The sequence below is a fragment of the Bradyrhizobium sp. USDA 3315 genome, assembly GCF_054056795.1.
The window spans coordinates 5,835,217-5,853,808 of the sequence record NZ_JBSRYP010000001.1; the positions used below are offsets into that span (position 1 = coordinate 5,835,217).

The following is an 18,592-nucleotide window of genomic DNA, read 5'->3' on the forward strand; positions in this document are numbered from 1 at the left end:
TGAAAAGAAGGGAATGACGGCATGATCCGATTCAGGCGGATCGGCTCATGCGCTTGCATGCGTGGGCGCCGCGCGTTCGTCGCGGTACTCGCGTTCGCGTTGGTCGCAACGGTTGCGAAGGCCGGCTCCGCGGGGCCGGCCGCGCACAGCTTCTCGGCGGAAAGCCTCGCCAAGGTTTCCGACTATGTCAGAAACGAGGTCGCGACCGGAAAGATTCCGGGCGCGATCCTGCTGCTGCAGCAGCATGGCAAGCCGGTCTACTACGAGAAGTTCGGGGTTCGCGATGTCGCCACTGAATTCTCGATGAGCGCCGATACCATCTTCCGCCTCTATTCGATGTCGAAGCCGATCACCACGGTCATCGCGATGATGCTGGTCGAGGAAGGCAAGCTCGCCCTCGGCGATCCGGTGTCGAAATATATCCCGGCCTTTGCCGATATGAAGGTCGGGGTGGAAAAGCGCGGCGATGAGGGCAAGATGGCGATGACGCTGGAGCCGCTGAGGCGCCCCATCACCATCGAAGACCTGATGCGCCACACCGCCGGCCTGCCTTACGGCTATTACGGCGGTGGTGTCGTGAACAAGACCTACGCCGATGCCGGCCTGTTCAACAACGATCCCGACAATGCCGAATTCGTGGCGCGGCTTACGGCATTGCCGCTCGCCGAACAACCCGGCACGCAATGGGACTACGGCCATTCCACCGACGTGCTCGGCCGCATCATCGAGGTGATCACGGGGAAATCGCTGTTTCAGGTCGAGAAGGAGCGGCTGCTCGGCCCGCTCGGGATGAACGAGACCGCGTTCTATGTCGCCGACCGGGCGAAATGGCCGCTGATCGCCGAGCCGATGCCGAAGGATCGCACTATCAGTCCGGTCGCCGACGTCCGCAATCCGCGCAAGCCGCTGCGATGGGAATCCGGCGGCGGCGGCATGGTCGGCACCATCGGCGACTATGCGCGCTTCTCGCAGATGCTGCTGAATGGCGGCAGCTATGAGGGCAGGCGCTATCTGAAGCCGGAGACCATCGCGCTGATGGCGAGGGACCATATCGGTCCGGAGACCGGCGTCGTGCGCGACCAGAACTACTATCCCGGTCCGAATTCCGGCTTCGGCCTCGGCTTCGCGGTCCGCACCTCGGTGCCGGCGAACACAGACTGGCCGCTGGGCGAGTATCGCTGGGACGGCGTCGGCGGTACCTTCTTCTTCATCGATCCCGCGGATGACCTGTTCGGGATCTTCATGGTGCAGACGCCGTCGCAGCGCGGCCGAATCCAGCAGGAGCTGAAGACGCTGATCTACCGGGCGATGGGGCGGTAGACGTGGCGCGCGGAGGTGGTCATGCAGGCGATGACATTCACTTTCCGCAAGCTCATCCTCGCGGCCGTCACGTCTGCAGCCATGACTGCGTGCTGGCCTGTTCTGGCCGAAGAACCTCGCCGCCCCAGTGATGCCGACGTCATGCAGCGGATCGACCATGTCTTGAACGGCCTGAGGACGGCGATCGTCGTCGACGGCGATGCGCCAATGACGCTTGCCGATCGCATGAACGAGCTGCACGTTCCCGGTGTCAGCATCGCGGTGATTCACGGCGGCGCCATCGAATGGGTGCGCGGCTTTGGCTCGGTCGCCATCGGCGGTCCGCCCGTGGTGCCGGAAACGCTGTTCCAGGCGGCCTCGATCAGCAAGCCGGTGACCGCCATTGCTGCTCTGGCGCTGGCCCAGGCTGGCAAGCTCGATCTCGATGCGGACGTCAACACTGCGCTCAAGAGCTGGAAGATTCCGGACTATCCGTATCCCCAATCTCGGGTGACAGTTCGGCGGTTGCTGAGCCATACGGCCGGGACCAACGTGCCGTTCTACCCGGGCTATCAGGCGGGCCAGCCGGTCCCCTCGCTCCTCCAGATTCTCGACGGCACGCCGCCTGCGAACAGCGCGCCTGTCCGGGTCGAGCACGAGCCCGGCAAGCAGGACCGCTATTCCGGCAGCGGCTACACGATCGTTCAGCAACTGCTCGTCGATGTGACGGGACGGCCGTTTCCCGCGCTGCTCGACGACGTCGTCCTCAAGCCTTTCGGGATGACGCATTCCAGCTTTGCGCAACCATTGCCTGCGGATCGTTTGACGATGGCCGCCACACCGTACCGGTCGGACGGCGCGCCGGTGCCTGGCGGCCCGCATGTCTATCCCGAACTGGCCGCCGCGGGATTATGGACGACGCCGACCGATCTCGCCCGTCTCTTGCTCGGCGTGTTGGATTCGTTAGCCGGTCGGAGCAATCCCGTTCTGTCGCAATCGATGACGGCCGCGATGCTCTCGCCGGTACTCGGTAGTGCCGACGGGCTACCCCCTGGGATCGGACGACGCGGGCTGGGCTGGCTGGTTCGCGGCTCGGCGCCGAACCGGCAATTCTGGCACAACGGGGTGAACGAGGGCTTCATCGACACCATGGTCATTTTCGAGAACGGCGATGGTGCCGTCGTGATGACGAATGGTTGGGGCGGTCGGATCCTCGTCGACGAGATCCTGCGCAGCATCGCGGCCGAGTACCGCTGGCCGGATCGCCAGGCCAAGGTCGGCAAGTTCATTGCAGTGAGCCCGCAGGCGCTGGATCGTCTGGTCGGAACCTATCGGTTCACGCCGGAATTTTCGATCCGCGTCACGAGGGAGGGCAATCGCCTGTTCAGCGAGGCGACAGGGCAGGAGCGGCGTGAAATCTTCGCCACCAGCGATCGCAAGTTCTTTTTCAAAGTCGTCGATGCCGTGCTGTCATTCGACACGGACGGTCGGAACGCGGCAATGCAAGTGACCCTTCACCAGGAAGGAACTGACCATGTCGGAAAGCGGCTGCCGTAGTTTGGCAGCCCGGATTTCGTGCAGTTCCATCCGGGCTACGGGAGTTACGCCGCGCGCACGATGTCCCTGACGTGTCCGATCGCTTCCTCGATCATCGCTGCCGTGACATCGAGATGCGTGCAGGCCCTGATCCGGCCGTCCATCATCGCCAGCGTCACGCCGCGCTTGCGCAGCTCGGCGACCATCTTGTCGCCTGATACCCCGGCACCGTCGGGCTTGAAGAACACAAGGTTGGTCTCCGGCGCCTGCACCGCGATGCCGTTGATCTGCGACAGGCCGCGCGCCAGCGCCCGGGCATTGGCGTGGTCGTCGGCGAGGCGGTCGACATGGTGATCGAGCGCATGGATGCAGGCGGCGGCGCAGACGCCGGACTGCCGCATCGAGCCGCCGAGCCGCTGCTTCCAGCGCCAGACATCGTCGATGAAGGCCCGGGTGCCGGCGATCACGCCGCCGATCGGCGCGCCGAGGCCCTTGGAGAAATCGATCCAGGCGGAATCCCAGCCCGCCGTCATTTCGCGCGGCGTGATGCCGGACGCCACGGTCGCATTGAGCAGCCGCGCGCCGTCCATGTGGGTGACAAGGCCGTGGGCCTTGGCGATGCGCACGACCTCGTCGAGCACCGCCTTCTTCCAGATCGTGCCGCCACCGATATTGGCGGTCTGCTCGACGCTGACGAGCACCTGCGGCGGCTGGTAGCGGGTGCGCGGATGCAGCGCGGCCTGGAAGGTCTCAGGCGTGAACTGGCCGTCATCACCCGGCAGCTGCGTGATCTGGAAACCGCCGAGCGCGGCATGGGCGCCGCCCTCGCGCGCGATGATATGCGCGGTCGCATGCGCCAAAATCTCGTCGCCGGGGCGGCAATAGGCCAGCGTCGCCGCGACGTTGCACATCGTGCCCGACGGCATGAACACGGCGGCCTCCTTGCCGAGCAGATCGGCGACGCGGGCGCAGAGCTCATTGGTGGTCGGATCGTCGCCGACCTGCTCGTCGCCGACCTCCGCCTTCGCCATCGCCTCGCGCATCGCCGGCGTCGGCCTGGTCTGCGTATCGGACAGAAGGTTGATGCGGACGGGCGGGGCCTTGGGATCGGGCCGGGCAGGGGTGTAGTGCATGGGCTTTCCTCATCGCTCCGCTGGCGTGCGGAATCGCCGCTAGCGTATAGGCCTCCGGGCAGCGTGACGAAACCGCATAATTATGATCTCGGTGGGCGTCACGCGATAGTCGATCAGGTAGGGATAAGGTGTCGCCGAAAGCCGGCGGACGCCTGAGCGGCTTGTCGGGCGCCCTGCACGCGGCTGCTCTTGCAGCAGCGTGACAAGTGCCAAGATGCGGTCCCGCACGTCGACCGCCCCCTGGGGCGATCGTGTCTCGATATAGGAGAGTGCCTGATCAATCTGAACAAGAGCGCGTCGCGTGTAACGGACGTTCACAGCCCGTGCTTTGCCCACATCGCACGGACTTCCTCGGCCGTTGCCAGCTCGCCGCGTGCAATCTCGGAGTCGGCTTCAGCCAGATCGGCGTGTTCTTCCGGCGCGAGCTGAAGCGGTGGTTGGTCGACGCCGGCAAGCTGCAGCATGATGCGCGCGAGCTCGTCCTGCTCTGTGTCAGGCAAGTTTGAAACTGTCTCGAAGGCCTGTTCCAGTAACCGGGTCATCGGCAAGAAACCTCAACGGGCAGTCATCTGCCAAGTCCCGAATATCATAGTCGTCTTGTGGGCAAACAAAAAGGCCCCGGCAAAACCGGGGCCTTTCGGATATCGCAATGCTGCAGTGATCAGCGCGAATAGAATTCGACGATCAGATGCGGCTCCATCTGCACCGGGAATGGCACGTCCGAGAGGCCGGGGGTGCGCGCGAACGTCGCGGTCATCTTGGAGTGATCGACCTCGATGAAGTCGGGCACGTCACGCTCAGGGAGCTGGGCCGCTTCCAGCACCGGCGTCAGCTGCTTGGAGGAGTCCTTGACCTCGATGAGGTCGCCGACCTTCAGCTTGTAGCTGCCGATGTTGACCTTGCGGCCGTTCACCTTGATGTGGCCGTGGTTGATGAACTGGCGCGCGGCGAACATCGTGGAGACGAACTTGGCGCGGTAGACCACGGTGTCGAGACGGCGCTCCAGGAGGCCGATCAGGTTCTCGCCGGTGTCGCCCTTCAGGCGGCTGGCTTCGACATAGATGCCGTGGAACTGGCGCTCGGAAATGTTGGCGTAGTAGCCCTTGAGCTTCTGCTTGGCGCGCAGCTGCACGCCGAAGTCGGAGAGCTTGCCCTTGCGGCGCTGGCCGTGCTGGCCGGGGCCGTATTCGCGGCGGTTCACGGGGCTCTTCGGGCGGCCCCAGATATTCTGGCCCATGCGGCGATCGATCTTGTACTTCGCCTCACTGCGCTTTGTCATCGCGTCCTCTTTGTACAGCCGTCGCACCCAGCGCCCGGCGTTTTGTCAGTCTAGGGTTTGAGGAGACGCGCCCTCCTGTGTACCGGCCAAAAGGCCTGTACCGACAGGTCCGCCTCGAAAGCTCGGGGAGGACCACGGGTCGCGAAACGCATCGCGGGCCGAAACCGGCCCGCGAGCAAGGTGGTCTTAAGGAGAAAGTCCGGTTCTGTCAAACAAAACGCAGGGCATTTTGGGCCGAATCGGCGTCAAAATTGGCCAATTTCGTCCGTTAGAGGCGGCTTCCGGCCGCCCGGACCAGCCGGGCATCGGCTTGCGGCCGGCCCGCGCCCAGTTCGGCGGCGATTTCGCCGCCCAGCACCTGCTCGAGGCGGATCAAGGTCTGCGCGATCAGGGCGGCGTCGCAGACCAGATGGTCCCAGCGCACCACCACGTCGACGGTGTGGTCCGGCCTGATCACGCCATAGCTCAACAGGAATGGCCCGGGGCTCAGCGCGTGCAATTCGCCGGGGCCATAGGCCGCGACCGAGGTCACGCCAAAGCTGCCGCAGAAATTGGCGCGCTGCCGGCCAAAATTCATCCCGATCGCCCACGCCAGGCGGCGCAGCGGAAGCGGCAGGCGGGTCACGCAGAGCATTTTGCGGAACGAGGGAATTTCGTGCAGCGGCGCGGTCTTGGCGCGGCGGATGAGCGCGTCGACCTCGGCGAGCGGCATCTCGTCGGCGGCACAGACGCGCTCGAACAGCACACAGTCCTCGCCCTTCTCGACGCGGGCAATCGCCACCATGCCGACGCTGCGCGGCAACTCGTAGAGGCAAGGCCAGGGCCATTTGACGTGCAGCGTGCGCAAGGTTGGCTCGGTCCTGGCGACCAGCGCGAATGCCTTGACGAAGATGGCGGCCCAGCCCGGTGCCTGCGCCGCACGTGCACGAGCCTCGACGATTGCCCGCACGTTCAGGGTGCGCTTCAGGGAGACCAGCGGCACGCCGGCCGATGCATGCATCAGATCGGCGACGAGACGGCGCGGCAATGAAATTTGACGAAATTTACCGCGCATCCGTTCGGTTCAGTTCCTTAGCAAACAGGCAAAAAATCAAAGGCCCGGCGAGCTCAAATGGTTGCTCGCCGCACCTGAAGCTCAGATGAACCAACTGGTCGGAGACCAAGGGGTTCTGCTCACGGCGCTGGTTTTGCCAACGGCTCGCCGGCCTTGACCACATAGACGCCGAGCACCTTGAGCGGCTGGTCGCCGGACGTCTTGGCGTCGTGCACCGCGCCTTCCGGGATCTGGTAGGAATCGCCCGCCTTCAGCTTCAGCGGCGGCTTGCCGTCGATCAGAAGCTCGAGCTCGCCTTCGAGCAAATAGCCGGTTTCAGCGCCGGGACGGGTGTGACGTCCCGACGCACCCCCGGCCGGAACCTCGGCGATCGCGGTGACCGTGTTGTAGCCCGGCGGAAAATCGACCTTCTGCAGCGCCGTCCGCTTGATGCCGCTCTGCTGCGCCAGCGCAGCGCCGGCACCGGCAAGGGCAATCACGGTGAGACCAAGCAGTAATTTCCTGAACATGGATTTTCTTCCCAACCCGCGAATCTCTAGCAGCGCGGAATCGCGGCGGAAAGCGGGCGATGTGTGATGTGCACTTGCGACGTTGGGATTAGTCGGTTCATCCAATAGCGCAGGTTTGCGCAGCTTATTCATGAGCTACTCAGGCGAACGAGCTGTATCGGCGACACGCATCGTTCACTCCGTCGCAGGCGCGATGCCGGAAGTTGCACCCGCGGTTCCTTCACGACGTGACTGGAACCTGCTCGCCGGCAGCTGTGAACAAGCGGAGCGCCGCGCGGCCGCGTTTGACGCCTACCGCTTGATCCCCGCGAACGCGGCCGCAATGCCGCGCTGGAACAGCGACCAGTCGAAGCCGAGCGCGAGCGCGAGGTAGCCGCGCTCGATCATCGCATTGGCCTGTTCGGCGGTGCGTGCGACGCCGCCGATCGGCACGCCGCTCTTCATGATGCCTTGTTCGGCGCGCTGCATCAGCGCGACCACTTCGGGATCGTCGGGCAGACCGCGCTTGTTGATCGAGGTGGCGAGATCGCCGGGTCCAATCACCGCGAGGTCGATGCCCGGTGTCGCCATGATCTCGTCGATGCGGTTCACGGCATCGACGTGCTCGATCGTGATCATGCAGATCATGTCGTCGTCAGCGGTCGCCATGTAGTCGTTCATCGAGACGCCCCAGCGGAACGGCGCATGGAACGGTCCCCAGAGCCGGTCGCCTTGCGGCGGATAGCGCACGCTGCGCACCGCCTTCACCGCATCGCTTGCGTTGCAGATCATCGGAAAATTGATGCCGAGCGCACCGATGTCCATCGGTGCCTTGGCGAGATGCGGCTCGTTGGCGGCGATCCGCACCATCGGCACGCAGGGCGTGCCCGAGGTCGCCACGATCATCGCATGGGCGGTGCCGAGATCGATCGGCCCGTGCTCGAGATCGACGATGATCCAGTCCAGCGACTGCGCCATGATCTGCACGGTCTGGATGCTCGGAATGGTCGCGATCGCGCCGAAGGTCGGGCGCTTGTCGCGCCACGCCTCGCGCAGGCGATTGAGCGGCGTCAGCGGGGCTGCGGTCAAATTCGGTCCTCCTTCGAAGGAGAGCAGAGGCTAGCAGCGCGTTGTGACGGCGAAAAGGATCAGGCCGGGACGCGGCCGCCGAAGAATGGCGTCAAGGCTTCCGTCAGCGCGTGCGGGCGCTTCGAGGTGAAGATCATCTCGGCGCCGGCCTGGTCGCTCTCGTGGCCGGCAGGGCCGAGCAGGTCGGCGACGCGGCGTGCGATCGCCGGCGCCGGATCGATCCAGTCGACCGGCCAGGGCGCGAGCCTCCTGAGGCGTTCCAGCAGCAGCGGATAATGCGTGCAGGCGAGCACGACGGTGTCGGTGCGGGTGGGGTCGTGGGCGCCATCGCCGACGAAGCAGGGCGCGAGCTCGGCCGCGATATCCTCGTCACGCACGCTCGCGCCGCTGAGGGCGGCCTCCGCCAGCGAGGCGAGCTCGCCGGAGCCGACCAGCGTCACCTCGCAGCCCTGCGCAAAGTCCGAGATCAGCTTGCGGGTATATTCGCGCTTCACGGTGCCCCTTGTGCCGAGCACCGACACGCGCTTCGTTTTCGACGAGGCGCAGGCCGGCTTGATCGCCGGCACGGTGCCGACGAAGGGCAAAGGATAGGCGTCGCGCAGATGCGACATGACCAGGGTGGATGCCGTATTGCAGGCGATCACGACGAGGTCGGGCGCGTGGGCCGCGATCAGCTCACCGACCAGCGGCACCACACGGGCGATGATCTCGTCCTCGCCGTGGTGGCCATAGGGGAAAAAGGCGTCGTCGGCGACATAGACGTAATGCGCGTCGGGCCGGGCGCGGACGATCTCGCGCAGCACGGTGAGGCCGCCGAGGCCGGAATCGAACACAAGGATGGTCGGGGGAGTGGACACGCGAAAACTCTATCCGAAGCAGGGTTACCATTCAGTTGTTTTTGGCTATCCGGCCGCTTCGGCCGACAAAAGGCGGTGAAGCCGGGAATTTCACATGGCCTTGACCGATAGCTGCAAGTATCACGGCAAACTATTGCTGCGACGTGTGAAATCCAAAAATGCGGCCGCAAGGGGGCCACGCGACATGATCCGCAATACCGCCGCGAGCTGGGGCTCGCTCGCCCGCGCGTTCCACTGGGTGCTCGGCATCGCCATCATCGGCATGCTGGCCTATGGCTGGTGGATGAACCACGTCCCGGCGCGGGCGGACAAGTTCTTCTACCGCTCGATCCACGCCGATATCGGCTACCTGGTGCTGCTGCTCACCGTGCTGCGGCTGGTCTGGCGCGGCGTCAACCCGACGCCGGCGCTGCCGGCCGAGATGCCCTCCTGGCAGCGGATCGCCGCCCGGGTCAGCCACGGCGCGCTCTACGCCGTCACCCTCCTGGTGGCGATGCTGGGGTGGGCGCATTCCGGCGCCCGCGCCCAGGATTATTCGAGCTTCTTCGGCCTGTTTCACGTTCCCCAGATCACCTCGCCCGACAAGGCGGCGGCGGATGCCTTTGAGGATCGCCACATCTTCTTCGCCTATGTCTTGCTGGCGCTGATCGTGCTGCACCTCGCCGCGGTCGCCCTCCACCACTTCGTCAAGCGCGACCGTGTCGCCGCGCGGATGGTGGGGACAAGCGAGGTCGACCCCGCCCGCTAGGCGGGGGCGGCCGGCTCTGTGCGTTCCAAAAATGGTCGCCCGCGCGGGGACACCTGCGCTACCCTGTGACGAACGGGGGCGGCCATCGCGGTTCGAATGCTCATGAACGATTCTGCACGACATCAAACGAACTGGCGCATGCCGGACGAGGGCGCCCCGCATGCCGCCACCTGGATGGCCTTTGGCGCCGACGTGGAGCTCTGGGGCACGAAGCTGCTTCCCGTCATCAGAAATAATCTCGCCAGCGTTGCCAAGACAATCGCGGTCTATGAGCCGGTGAAGATGCTCGTGCGCGAGGAGGACTACGACATCGCCGCGCGGCTGTGCGGTCCCTCGGTCAGCCTCGTCGTTCAACCGCTCGATGATGTGTGGCTGCGCGATACCGGACCGGTCTTCGTGACCAATCCGGCCGGGCAGCTCGGCGCCGTCGGGTTCAATTTCAACGGCTGGGGCAACAAGCCGCAACCGTATGCACGCAAGCAGCATCTATATGCACGCGATGCCAAGGTGGCAGAGCATCTGGCCGGAGCCGCGCAGGCAATCTTCTTGAAGGCCGATCTGGTGCTGGAAGGCGGCGGGATCGAGGTCGACGGCGAGGGGACGGCCATCATCACCGAGAGCTGCGTCCTCAACCCAAATCGCAATCCCGACGTCCCCAAGGCGAAATGCGAAGACGAATTGTCTCGCCTGCTCGGACTGGACAAGATCATCTGGCTACCCGGCTGTCACAACAAAGACGACATTACCGACGGCCATACCGATTTCTACGCGCGCTTCACCAGCCCGGGCGTCGTTGTCGCGGGCCTGGAGATGGATACGTCGTTCGACGATTACGAGGTGACGAGAGAACACCTGGCAATCCTGCGCAAGTCGACAGACGCAAGAGGTCGACACCTGAAGGTCGTGGAGTTGCAGGGACCGTCGACGGTCCGTCCAAAGTACGGAAACGACGACGGCTTCGCCGCCGGCTACATCAATTTCTACGTTTGCAACGGTGCCGTGATCGCGCCGGAATTCGGTGATGCGGCAGCGGACCGCAACGCGCGCGACAAGCTGCGCGACCTGTACCCGGACCGGGAAATCATCCAGCTCGATATCGACGGCATCGCCGCCGGTGGCGGCGGCATCCACTGCGTGACGCAGCAGCAGCCGCGCTTGTGAAAGCTGGCGGCCCGGTCGCGAAGCGGGCGACCGGGCCGTGGCTGCACGAGCGGCGCTAGCCCGCCGGCATCTGCTTCTCGACCAGCCGCACCCAGTAGGAGGCGCCGTGGCCGAGGATGTTGTCGTTGAACTTGTAGGCGGGGTGGTGGCACATCGGACCGTCGCCCATGCCGAGGAAGACGAACGCGCCGGGTCGCGCTTCCAGCATGAAGGCGAAATCCTCGGCGCCCATCACCGGCACCAGATTGTCGTTGACGCGGTCGGCGCCGACCACATCGCGGGCGACCTCGGCGGCGACGCCGGCCTCGCGCGCGTGGTTCAACGTCACCGGATACATGCGTCCATAATCCGTCTCGGCCGAGCCGCCATAGGCCTTGGCGATGCTGGAGGCGACCTCGCCGATCCGGCGCTCGACCAGGTCGCGCACACCGGGATCGAGCGTGCGCACGGTGCCGCCCAGCGTCACGGTCTCCGGGATCACGTTGAACGCGGTGCCGGCCTCGAACATGGTGATCGAGATGACCGCCGATTTCAGCGGGTCGACATTGCGCGATACGATCGACTGCAGCGCATTGATGATCTGGGCGCCGATCAGCACGCTGTCGACCGCCTCGTGCGGGGCGGCGCCGGCGTGGCCGCCCTTGCCGTGGACCACGATCTTCAACGTGTCTGACGAGGCCAGCATCGGGCCCGGCGTCGTCGCGAAGTAACCCTCGGGCAGGCCGGGCATGTTGTGCAGGCCGTAGACCTCCTGGATGCCCCACCGGGTCATCAGCCCGTCGTCGACCATCGCCTTGCCGCCGGCGCCGCCTTCCTCGGCGGGCTGGAAGATCACGACCGCGGTGCCGTCGAAATTGCGCGTCTCGGTGAGATATTTGGCGGCGCCGAGCAGCATTGCGGTGTGGCCGTCATGGCCGCACGCGTGCATCTTGCCGGGAATCTTCGAGGCGTAGGCGACGCCCGAGGCCTCCGCGATCGGCAGCGCGTCCATGTCGGCGCGCAGGCCGATGGTCTTTCCCGAAGTGGACTTGCGGCCGCGGATCACGCCGACCACGCCGGTGCGCCCGATCCCCGTCACCACCTCGTCGCAGCCGAACTCGCGCAGTCTGTCGGCGACGATGCCGGCGGTGCGGTGGACTTCGTAGAGCAGTTCGGGATTCTCATGGAAGTCATGGCGCCAGGCGGCCATTTCATCCGAGAGGGCGGCAACGCGATTGACGATGGGCATGGGGAGCGTCCGTTTCTTGTGAACTTTGGTGGGCGGGTCAGCGTAGCGTAACCCGCCGACTTGTCACGCGGGAATGGCGTCAGTATCCCGGATGAGCGCAAGCGATATCCGGGGATATGCACAACCAGCCCCGGGTGTCGCTGCGCTCACCCGGGCTACGGGAACGGGCTACAAATTCGCCAGCCCGCATTCGACGGCGAGGCGGACCAGCTGGGCGTCGGTCCGCATGCCGGTCTTGGCCTTGATGAGGTAGTGATAGTTCTGCACGGTCTTGGTGCTGAGGTTGAGGTTGGCGGCGATCTGCTCCTTGGTGCTGCCGGCGGCCAGCTGCCGGAGGATTTCGATCTCGCGCTCGCCGAGCTGGTCGAGCGCCGATCGGGTCGGCACCAGGCTTTCCATCGCCAGCACGCGGGCGACGTCGTCGCTCATCGCATGCTCGCCGCGCGCCACCGAGCGGATCGCCGCGATCAGCTCGGCCGGTTCGCTGCCCTTGGTGACGAAGCCACTGGCGCCGGAGCCGAATGCCGCTTTCACCTGGGCCGCCTCGCTGTGCATGCTGAAGACGAGGATGCGCGCGTCGGCGTCGCGGGCGCGGATGTTGCGGATCGCTTCCAGTCCGCTCGCACCCGGCATCGAGATATCCATCACCACCACGTCCGGCTGGTGCGACTTGAACGCGCGATAGGCACTGGCGGCGTTGTCGGCTTCGGCGACCACGTGGAAATCGTCCTGATGCTCGAGCACGCGCCGGTAGCCCTGGCGGACCACCGGATGATCGTCCACCAGCAGGATCGAGATGCCCCGAATCTTCGCCGTTGTCGTCGTCACGGTTGTCATCTCAGGCGGCGAGCGGGATCGTGGCGGCGACCGACAGGCCGCGGCTGGCGCGCGCGATCGACAGCGAGCCGCCGAGGGCGGTGACGCGTTCGCTGACGCCGGTGAGGCCGAAGCCCGCGGATTGCGCCACCTTGGCCGCATCGCCGCCGCCGTCGTCCTCGACGCGCACCAGCAGGGCGTTCTCGCTTCCGGTGCGCCGCTCGATCCGCAGCACGATCTCGCGCGCCGAGCTGTGGCGCAGCGCATTGGTCAGGCATTCCTGCGCGACGCGATAGGCGGTGGCGGCGACCGTGCCGCTGATGTCGGCAAGGTCGCCCTGCAGATCGAGCTGGATCATCGGCTGCGCCGTGCGCGACCGCCAGCTGTCGACGAGATCGACGAGGCTTGCCTCCAGCCCGAGCTCTTCGGCCGGCGGATGGCGCAGCCGGTTCAGTGTATCGCGCAGGCACGCCATGATGCGGCGCGTCGCCTGCGAGATCATCCGTGCATCCTGCGCAATTTCGGTGCCGGCGGCGTACTTGTCTCCGGCGCTTGCCTCGATCGTGTTGGCGAAGGCGAGGATCGCGGTGAGATTCTGGCCGAACTCATCGTGCAGCTCGCGCGCCAGCGTGCGGCGTTCGTCGTTGCGGATTTCGAGCAGCCGCCTGGTCAGCACCGTGCGTTCCTCCTCGGCAAGCGCGAGGCGGTCGCCGAGATCGCTGACGGCGCGCCCGATCATCGCGAGCTCCATCGAGCGGACGCGCGGCAGCGGCGTACGGTACTCGCCGTCGGCCATCCGCCGCAGCGCCGACACGATCGAGTGGGCGGGCGCCAGCGTGTGCGCGATCGCAAGCGAAGCGAGCAGCGCGATGGCGAGGGCCATCAACAGCGCGACATGGATGTTGTCGAGAATGTGCTGCCAGGCGAGCGCGATCGCGGCGTCCGGATCGGCGATGGCGCGGACGGTTCCCGCGGTCGCGGCGCGGGCGCTGATCGGCCGCTCCACGGTGGCGTGATCGCCGAGTATCATCTGCACGGTGGCCGCGAACCAGCGCGGCGGCGCCTTGCCGATCCCCTTGCTCTGGCCGCAGAGCGGCTTCTCGAAGGCGCCGGCCGGTTCGAACTGAACGCAGATCCCGGGCGCGATCAGGCCCATGGTTTCGATGGTGCGCCAGTCCGGTGCCGGCAGCAATTGCTCGCGCATCCGGTTGCTGCGCAGCAGCAATTCGCGCCAGTACAGCGCCTCGAGCGATTGCGAAACCCGCTCGGCGGATGCCTGCGTGGCACGATCGACACTGCGATAGGCGTCGATCGTGGCCCAGACGGTGGCCGCGCCGAGGCATAGCGCGACGATCACGAGCAGGCGGGCGACCAGTTGAAGCACAAGGCGCATGCGATCACTCCACGGCCAGAGCATGATCCGGAACGGAGAGAAGCGGCTGGTCATGCTCAAACGAGAGGTGCGATGCTAACAGCACCGCTGTTCCCCGCCAATCGCAAGCATGCGAAGCTATGCAGGTCGGGAAATTTGCCTGACGGAATCTGGGCAGATGTCTTTGGACGGCGCAGGCCGGCTCTGCTCTAACGGAAGGTGAGGCCCGCGCCGCGCCTCACGGAACACAGGGAGCTCACGCAGCATGGATGCCAAGGTCGACGTCGCGGCCGCATCGGCCGGCACGGACGCGGCGGAGCGCAGCGCCCTGCTGCTCTGGATGATCTTCACCGGCCTTTCGGTGTTCGCCGCATTCCTGCTGTGGCGCTACGGGCTGATCCGCCTCATGATCAGTTCCGACCGCACCTACATTTCCAGCGTCATCGCCGTCCTTTACATCGTCACCTGCATCCATTGCTTCTGGCGGACGCGGGCGATCGCGCGGGAAGGCGAGGTCGCGCGCTCCTGCCGCACCATCCTCGCCGCGCCAGATGGCGCCAAGATCCTTGCATCAGGGGCGCTCGCATCAAATGCCCGCGGCCTGCCCGGCGGGCTCGTCACCGATCACATCAAGAGCCTGGTGCAGAAGGCCGAGGCGCAGGCCAAGGGGCGCATCGACCAGACCCTGCTGCTGCGGACGCTGGCGGACCGGCTGCGCGGGTCCAACGGCTTCGGCGCCTTCGTCTCCGACACGCTGATGAAGCTCGGCCTGCTCGGCACCATCATCGGCTTCATCATCATGCTGGCGCCGATCGCTTCGCTGGATGCCGCCGACAAGGTCGCGATGAAATCGTCGATGGGCCTGATGAGCGACGGCATGGCGGTCGCGATGTACACGACGCTGGCCGGGCTGATCGGATCGATCCTGGTCCGGATCCAGTACTACATGCTCGATTCCGCGACCCAGCGGGTGTTTTCCGACGCCGTCGTGCTGACCGAGACGCACGTCACGCCGGCCCTGGAACGTCGCCTCGGTACGCCGTCATGATGGATGAGTTCGGGCTCTATCCGCGTGAGGAGCCGTTCGATCCGCTCGGCGTGATGTTGTTCAAGGCGCTGCAGGTCATCGCCTTCCTGTTCTTCCTGGCGCTGCTTGCGGTGTCGCCGGACTCCAAGGAAGGCAAGATCGAATCCAAGGCGGAGTTCATCATCACGATGGACTGGCCGGACAACCATCCTGACGATCTCGACCTGTTCGTGCAGGATCCGGCCGGCAACATCGCCTGGTACCGGCATCGCGAGGCCGGCTTCCTGACGCTCGATCGCGACGACCGCGGCGGCGCCAACGACTTCATCGTGGTCAACGGCAAAAAGATCGCATCGCCGATCCGCGAGGAGATCGTCACGCTGCGCGGCGTCGTCGCCGGCGAATACACCGTCAACGTCTCGCATTTCCAGGCGACGACCGGCCAGCCAGTGCAGGCCAATGTGAAGGTGCAGAAGCTCAATCCGACCGCGCAGGTGATCTTCGACGACAAGCTGACCGTCGATCACACCGGCGACGAGAAGACCGCGGTCAGGTTTCGTCTCGATGCCGAGGGCAAGGTGATCAACGTCGACCGGCGGCCGAAATCGCTGCTCGAGACCTTCCGCAGCAGCTGGCGCAACGGCGGCGACCTCGATCCGAACACCGGCGTCCCGAAATCCGGCGTCAGGGTGCTCCGCAATGATTAGCTTGCAGTCGGTGATCCTCACGCTTGCGGTCGCATACGCGGTGGTCGGTGCGCTGCTCTTGATCGTGCTGGTCTATGCGCGGCTGCACTGGTCGCTGAAGGCTGTCGTCATCGTCGTGACCAGCGCGTTCTATTTCGTCAGCTTCGGCGGCATGCGCGATCTGCTCGGCTGGGCGTCCGCGGAAAAATTGCCGGCGAATTTCAAGCTGCTGTCGACGCGGATCGTGGAGCCGCATTCGCTGGAGGGCGACCCCGGCTCGATCTATCTCTGGGTCGAGGAGCTTGACGAGGACAACCGGCCGAGCGCGATCCCGCGCGCTTTCCGCATTCCCTATAGCGACGCGCTGGCGGAGCAGACCCACACCGCCGAGAACGAGATCAAGGCCGGGCACCCGCAAGGCGGACGGGCGGCGGATTTCGGCGGCGGCGACGGCACCATCATGGACTTCGTCAGGGAGTACATCACGCCGAAGACGATCCTGGAGACGACCGGCGGTGATTCCACGACGGGGACGTTCGTGGCCCCGCCGGCCGGCGCGCAAGGGTCGGTGTTCACGCCGCTGCCGCCGCCCCGGATGCCGCCCAAGGACGAGCAGCGATAGCGGGATGCCTCCCCGGGAGGGTGGCACAAAAATAGGGATCGGGAATAATCAGTCAGCGGGATGGACAGTAATCATCCGGAATTCCTCAATTGCCTGAAGCGTGTACTCTTGGAGCTAACCGGGGCTAGATTTTATCCCCAAGCCATTTTTCCCGGCAAAGGGGCCGCTGCGTGAAGCGGCCCCTTTCGATTCCGGTGGCAAGGTACGGCGAGGGGCCGGCGCGTCGAGGCGGGCTCACAGCACCGTCAGGAATGCGATCGCAAGAACCATCAGCCACCCGACAATGACAAGCGAGACCACCGCGCCCGCGGTGATCTTGGCGATCTCCTTCAAGGTCACTGGCCGGTCCATGCAAGTCTCTCCCAGGTAGCCCCGAGCGAGACATAGGCGCGGATTGGCAGATCGCCCCCGCTGCTCACGGAACGTTGTAGCGCCCATCAGCCGGGGGCTTGCCCGGGAGGATCGCTGTCATTTCACAAAATATTGTCTGACAGATATTGAAATCTGTCAGCGGGATGGTGTATATACTCATCAGCCCAAGGGAGGAGGGCGCCCAGTGGCTGTTCCGGCGTTTGGCCGGCGGAGCCGGACTTAATTTGACTACCTCGAAGGACTACCTCCATGACCATAGAAATCTTTCAATTGACCGCCCAGATTCAACAGTGGCTCAATCTTCGCGTCGCCCGCCACTTGGCCGCCCAGGCCGCCAAGTTCACCCGCGGGCAGGACAGCGATAACCAGACGGTAAACGCATGAACGAGGCGGTGGTTTTGACACCCGAGCGGATCCTTGAGGCAACTGAGGATGTCTTGAGGCGCTTCGGGCTGACCAAGGCCACCGTTGTCGACGTTGCCCGCGCGCTGGATGTCAGCCACGGCAGCGTCTACCGTCACTTCCCCAGCAAAGCCTCACTGCGCGATGCCGTCGCCAAGCGCTGGCTCGACCGCGCCAACGAGCCGCTGTGCAAGATCGCAGCCGGCGATGGCCCGGCGCCGGAGCGGCTGGAGCAATGGCTGCGCACCGCCTTCACGATCAAGCAGAAGAAGGTCTGTGACGATCCCGAGATGTTCGCGACCTACCTGGCGCTGGCGCAGGACGCGCGCGAGGTGGTGGAAGCCTACAAGGACAAGCAGGTCGATCTGATCGCGAAAATCCTGTCCGACGGTGTCGCGCAGGGCGTGTTCGAGATCGACAATGTGAAGGCGACCGCGCGCGCTGTGTTCGACGCCACCATCCGCTACCATCACCCGGCGCATGCTGAGGAATGGGCCAAGCCGGAATGCCCGGGGCGGATCGATGCGCTGCTGGCCCTGCTGCTGAAGGGCCTGCGGGTCTGCAAGCCCTAGCTGAGCTTTCTGCCGACATCCCCTGACCACCTGATGCCTTTGGCCCGATTGCCGGCCCGGGGCCGCGTGTGCTTGATATCGGATAGGGATCAGCAACGCGGATCACGATGCGGCTTGCACTGTTCGCCGATATTCACGCCAACCGGCAGGGCTTCGCCGCCTGCCTCGACGCTGCGCATGCGCGCGGCGCCGAGCGGCTGATCTGCCTCGGCGATATCGTCGGCTACGGCGCCGATCCCGAATGGGCCGTCGACACGGTGATGGACCTCGTCGCGAAGGGCGCGGTCGCGGTGCGCGGCAATCATGACAATGCGATCGGCGTACCGAGCGACAGCATGAATGCCGAGGCGCAGGCCGCGATCGACTGGACCCGCGGCCGGCTCAGCGGCGAGCAGAAGGCGTTCCTCGCCGAGCTTCCGATGTCGCGGGAGGAGGACAATCGGCTCTACGTGCACTCCGAAGCTTCGGAGCCTGCGAGGTGGCGCTACGTGCGCGACACCGCCGACGCCGCGCGCAGCATGATGGCCACCGAGCTGCAGATCACGTTCTGCGGCCACATCCATCGTCCCGGCCTCTATTCGATGTCCTCGACCGCCAAGATGACGAGCTTCGTTCCGACTTCGGGCATCGCCGTTCAGTTGCTGCCGGGGCGGCGCTGGCTTGCGGTGCTCGGCTCGGTCGGCCAGCCACGCGACGGCGATCCCGCGGCGTCGTTTGCGATGTTCGATACCATAAGCCGCGAGATCACCTTTCATCGCGTGCCCTACGACGTCGCAACCGCGGCGGCGCGGATCAAGGCGAACGGCCTGCCGCACTGGCTCGCCGACCGCCTGCCGCTCGGCCGGTGACGC

21 protein-coding genes are annotated in these 18,592 nt (G+C 65.4%); 10 read left to right on the forward strand and 11 right to left on the reverse strand.

The annotated features are described in order from the left end of the window. The first annotated feature begins 57 nt into the window (after positions 1–57). Complete coding sequence (locus ACVIYL_RS27110) at positions 58–1,320, forward strand: serine hydrolase domain-containing protein (RefSeq protein ID WP_456781896.1); 1,263 nt, start codon at positions 58–60, stop codon at positions 1,318–1,320. A 21-nt stretch (positions 1,321–1,341) separates the two neighbouring features. Continuing rightward, positions 1,342–2,856, forward strand: a complete 1,515-nt coding sequence (locus ACVIYL_RS27115; RefSeq protein WP_143029727.1) for a serine hydrolase — start codon at positions 1,342–1,344, stop codon at positions 2,854–2,856. A gap of 44 nt (positions 2,857–2,900) precedes the next feature. Here the strand turns inward: ACVIYL_RS27115 and ACVIYL_RS27120 are convergent, their stop codons facing one another. The 8 genes from ACVIYL_RS27120 to murI all read right to left on the reverse strand — a co-directional run bounded on the left by ACVIYL_RS27120 (position 2,901) and on the right by murI (position 8,735). Next, the gene (locus ACVIYL_RS27120; RefSeq protein ID WP_092088558.1) at positions 2,901–3,968 is read right to left on the reverse strand and encodes a threonine aldolase family protein; all 1,068 of its coding nucleotides are present in this window, start codon (positions 3,966–3,968) and stop codon (positions 2,901–2,903) included. Positions 3,969–4,007: 39 nt separating this feature from the next. Further along, positions 4,008–4,304 (reverse strand): type II toxin-antitoxin system RelE/ParE family toxin, encoded by a 297-nt coding sequence (locus tag ACVIYL_RS27125; RefSeq protein ID WP_456780273.1) that lies wholly within the window; start codon positions 4,302–4,304, stop codon positions 4,008–4,010. Further along, positions 4,283–4,510, reverse strand: coding sequence for a hypothetical protein (locus ACVIYL_RS27130; RefSeq protein WP_456780274.1), 228 nt, complete (start codon positions 4,508–4,510; stop codon positions 4,283–4,285). Before ACVIYL_RS27130 ends, ACVIYL_RS27125 begins: the two co-directional genes overlap by 22 nt. 119 nt (positions 4,511–4,629) lie before the next feature. Next, complete coding sequence (gene rpsD / locus ACVIYL_RS27135; RefSeq protein ID WP_076828559.1) at positions 4,630–5,247, reverse strand: 30S ribosomal protein S4; 618 nt, start codon at positions 5,245–5,247, stop codon at positions 4,630–4,632. 268 nt (positions 5,248–5,515) lie between these two features. Further along, positions 5,516–6,301, reverse strand: coding sequence for an acyltransferase (locus ACVIYL_RS27140; RefSeq protein ID WP_253607955.1), 786 nt, complete (start codon positions 6,299–6,301; stop codon positions 5,516–5,518). Positions 6,302–6,420: 119 nt separating this feature from the next. Beyond that, positions 6,421–6,810 (reverse strand): cupin domain-containing protein, encoded by a 390-nt coding sequence (locus ACVIYL_RS27145; protein ID WP_253607956.1) that lies wholly within the window; start codon positions 6,808–6,810, stop codon positions 6,421–6,423. Between the two features lie 291 nt (positions 6,811–7,101). Further along, on the reverse strand, positions 7,102–7,878 hold the full coding sequence (locus ACVIYL_RS27150) for an HpcH/HpaI aldolase family protein (protein WP_092088568.1): 777 nt from the start codon (positions 7,876–7,878) through the stop codon (positions 7,102–7,104). Positions 7,879–7,937: 59 nt separating this feature from the next. Beyond that, positions 7,938–8,735, reverse strand: coding sequence for a glutamate racemase (gene murI, locus ACVIYL_RS27155; protein ID WP_057018411.1), 798 nt, complete (start codon positions 8,733–8,735; stop codon positions 7,938–7,940). A 184-nt stretch (positions 8,736–8,919) separates the two neighbouring features. On the opposite strand from murI, the gene ACVIYL_RS27160 reads away from it, so the two are divergent. Both ACVIYL_RS27160 and ACVIYL_RS27165 read left to right on the forward strand, forming a co-directional pair. Next, positions 8,920–9,483 carry a cytochrome b gene (locus ACVIYL_RS27160; RefSeq protein ID WP_253607957.1) on the forward strand — a complete coding sequence of 188 codons (564 nt, stop codon included), beginning with the start codon at positions 8,920–8,922 and terminating at the stop codon, positions 9,481–9,483. A 138-nt stretch (positions 9,484–9,621) separates the two neighbouring features. After that, the gene (locus ACVIYL_RS27165) at positions 9,622–10,644 is read left to right on the forward strand and encodes an agmatine deiminase family protein (RefSeq protein WP_057018413.1); all 1,023 of its coding nucleotides are present in this window, start codon (positions 9,622–9,624) and stop codon (positions 10,642–10,644) included. Between the two features lie 55 nt (positions 10,645–10,699). On the opposite strand, the gene ACVIYL_RS27170 is transcribed toward ACVIYL_RS27165, so the two are convergent. The 3 genes from ACVIYL_RS27170 to ACVIYL_RS27180 form a co-directional block, all read right to left on the reverse strand. Then, positions 10,700–11,872: a M20 aminoacylase family protein gene (locus ACVIYL_RS27170; RefSeq protein ID WP_076828489.1), complete on the reverse strand. Its 1,173-nt coding sequence runs from the start codon at positions 11,870–11,872 to the stop codon at positions 10,700–10,702. 168 nt (positions 11,873–12,040) lie between these two features. Then, entirely contained in the window at positions 12,041–12,709 is a 669-nt protein-coding gene (locus tag ACVIYL_RS27175) for a response regulator (protein ID WP_253607959.1), read from the reverse strand. 1 nt (position 12,710) lies between these two features. Beyond that, complete coding sequence (locus ACVIYL_RS27180) at positions 12,711–14,081, reverse strand: histidine kinase (RefSeq protein WP_076828560.1); 1,371 nt, start codon at positions 14,079–14,081, stop codon at positions 12,711–12,713. A 244-nt stretch (positions 14,082–14,325) separates the two neighbouring features. Here ACVIYL_RS27180 and ACVIYL_RS27185 point away from each other — a divergent pair, with 244 nt between their 5' ends. From ACVIYL_RS27185 to ACVIYL_RS27210, 6 genes are all read left to right on the forward strand, one after another. Next, on the forward strand, positions 14,326–15,108 hold the full coding sequence (locus tag ACVIYL_RS27185) for a MotA/TolQ/ExbB proton channel family protein (RefSeq protein WP_253607960.1): 783 nt from the start codon (positions 14,326–14,328) through the stop codon (positions 15,106–15,108). Continuing rightward, on the forward strand, positions 15,105–15,794 hold the full coding sequence (locus tag ACVIYL_RS27190; RefSeq protein ID WP_076828495.1) for a hypothetical protein: 690 nt from the start codon (positions 15,105–15,107) through the stop codon (positions 15,792–15,794). Before ACVIYL_RS27185 ends, ACVIYL_RS27190 begins: the two co-directional genes overlap by 4 nt. Beyond that, on the forward strand, positions 15,787–16,395 hold the full coding sequence (locus ACVIYL_RS27195; protein ID WP_253607961.1) for a hypothetical protein: 609 nt from the start codon (positions 15,787–15,789) through the stop codon (positions 16,393–16,395). The genes ACVIYL_RS27190 and ACVIYL_RS27195 overlap by 8 nt, the downstream gene beginning before the upstream one ends. A gap of 621 nt (positions 16,396–17,016) precedes the next feature. Then, positions 17,017–17,151: a hypothetical protein gene (locus ACVIYL_RS27200; RefSeq protein WP_016843141.1), complete on the forward strand. Its 135-nt coding sequence runs from the start codon at positions 17,017–17,019 to the stop codon at positions 17,149–17,151. Then, positions 17,148–17,741, forward strand: coding sequence for a TetR family transcriptional regulator (locus ACVIYL_RS27205; RefSeq protein ID WP_456780275.1), 594 nt, complete (start codon positions 17,148–17,150; stop codon positions 17,739–17,741). Before ACVIYL_RS27200 ends, ACVIYL_RS27205 begins: the two co-directional genes overlap by 4 nt. Positions 17,742–17,848: 107 nt before the next feature. Next, positions 17,849–18,589 carry a metallophosphoesterase family protein gene (locus tag ACVIYL_RS27210; RefSeq protein WP_456780276.1) on the forward strand — a complete coding sequence of 247 codons (741 nt, stop codon included), beginning with the start codon at positions 17,849–17,851 and terminating at the stop codon, positions 18,587–18,589. The last annotated feature ends 3 nt before the right edge of the window (positions 18,590–18,592 follow it).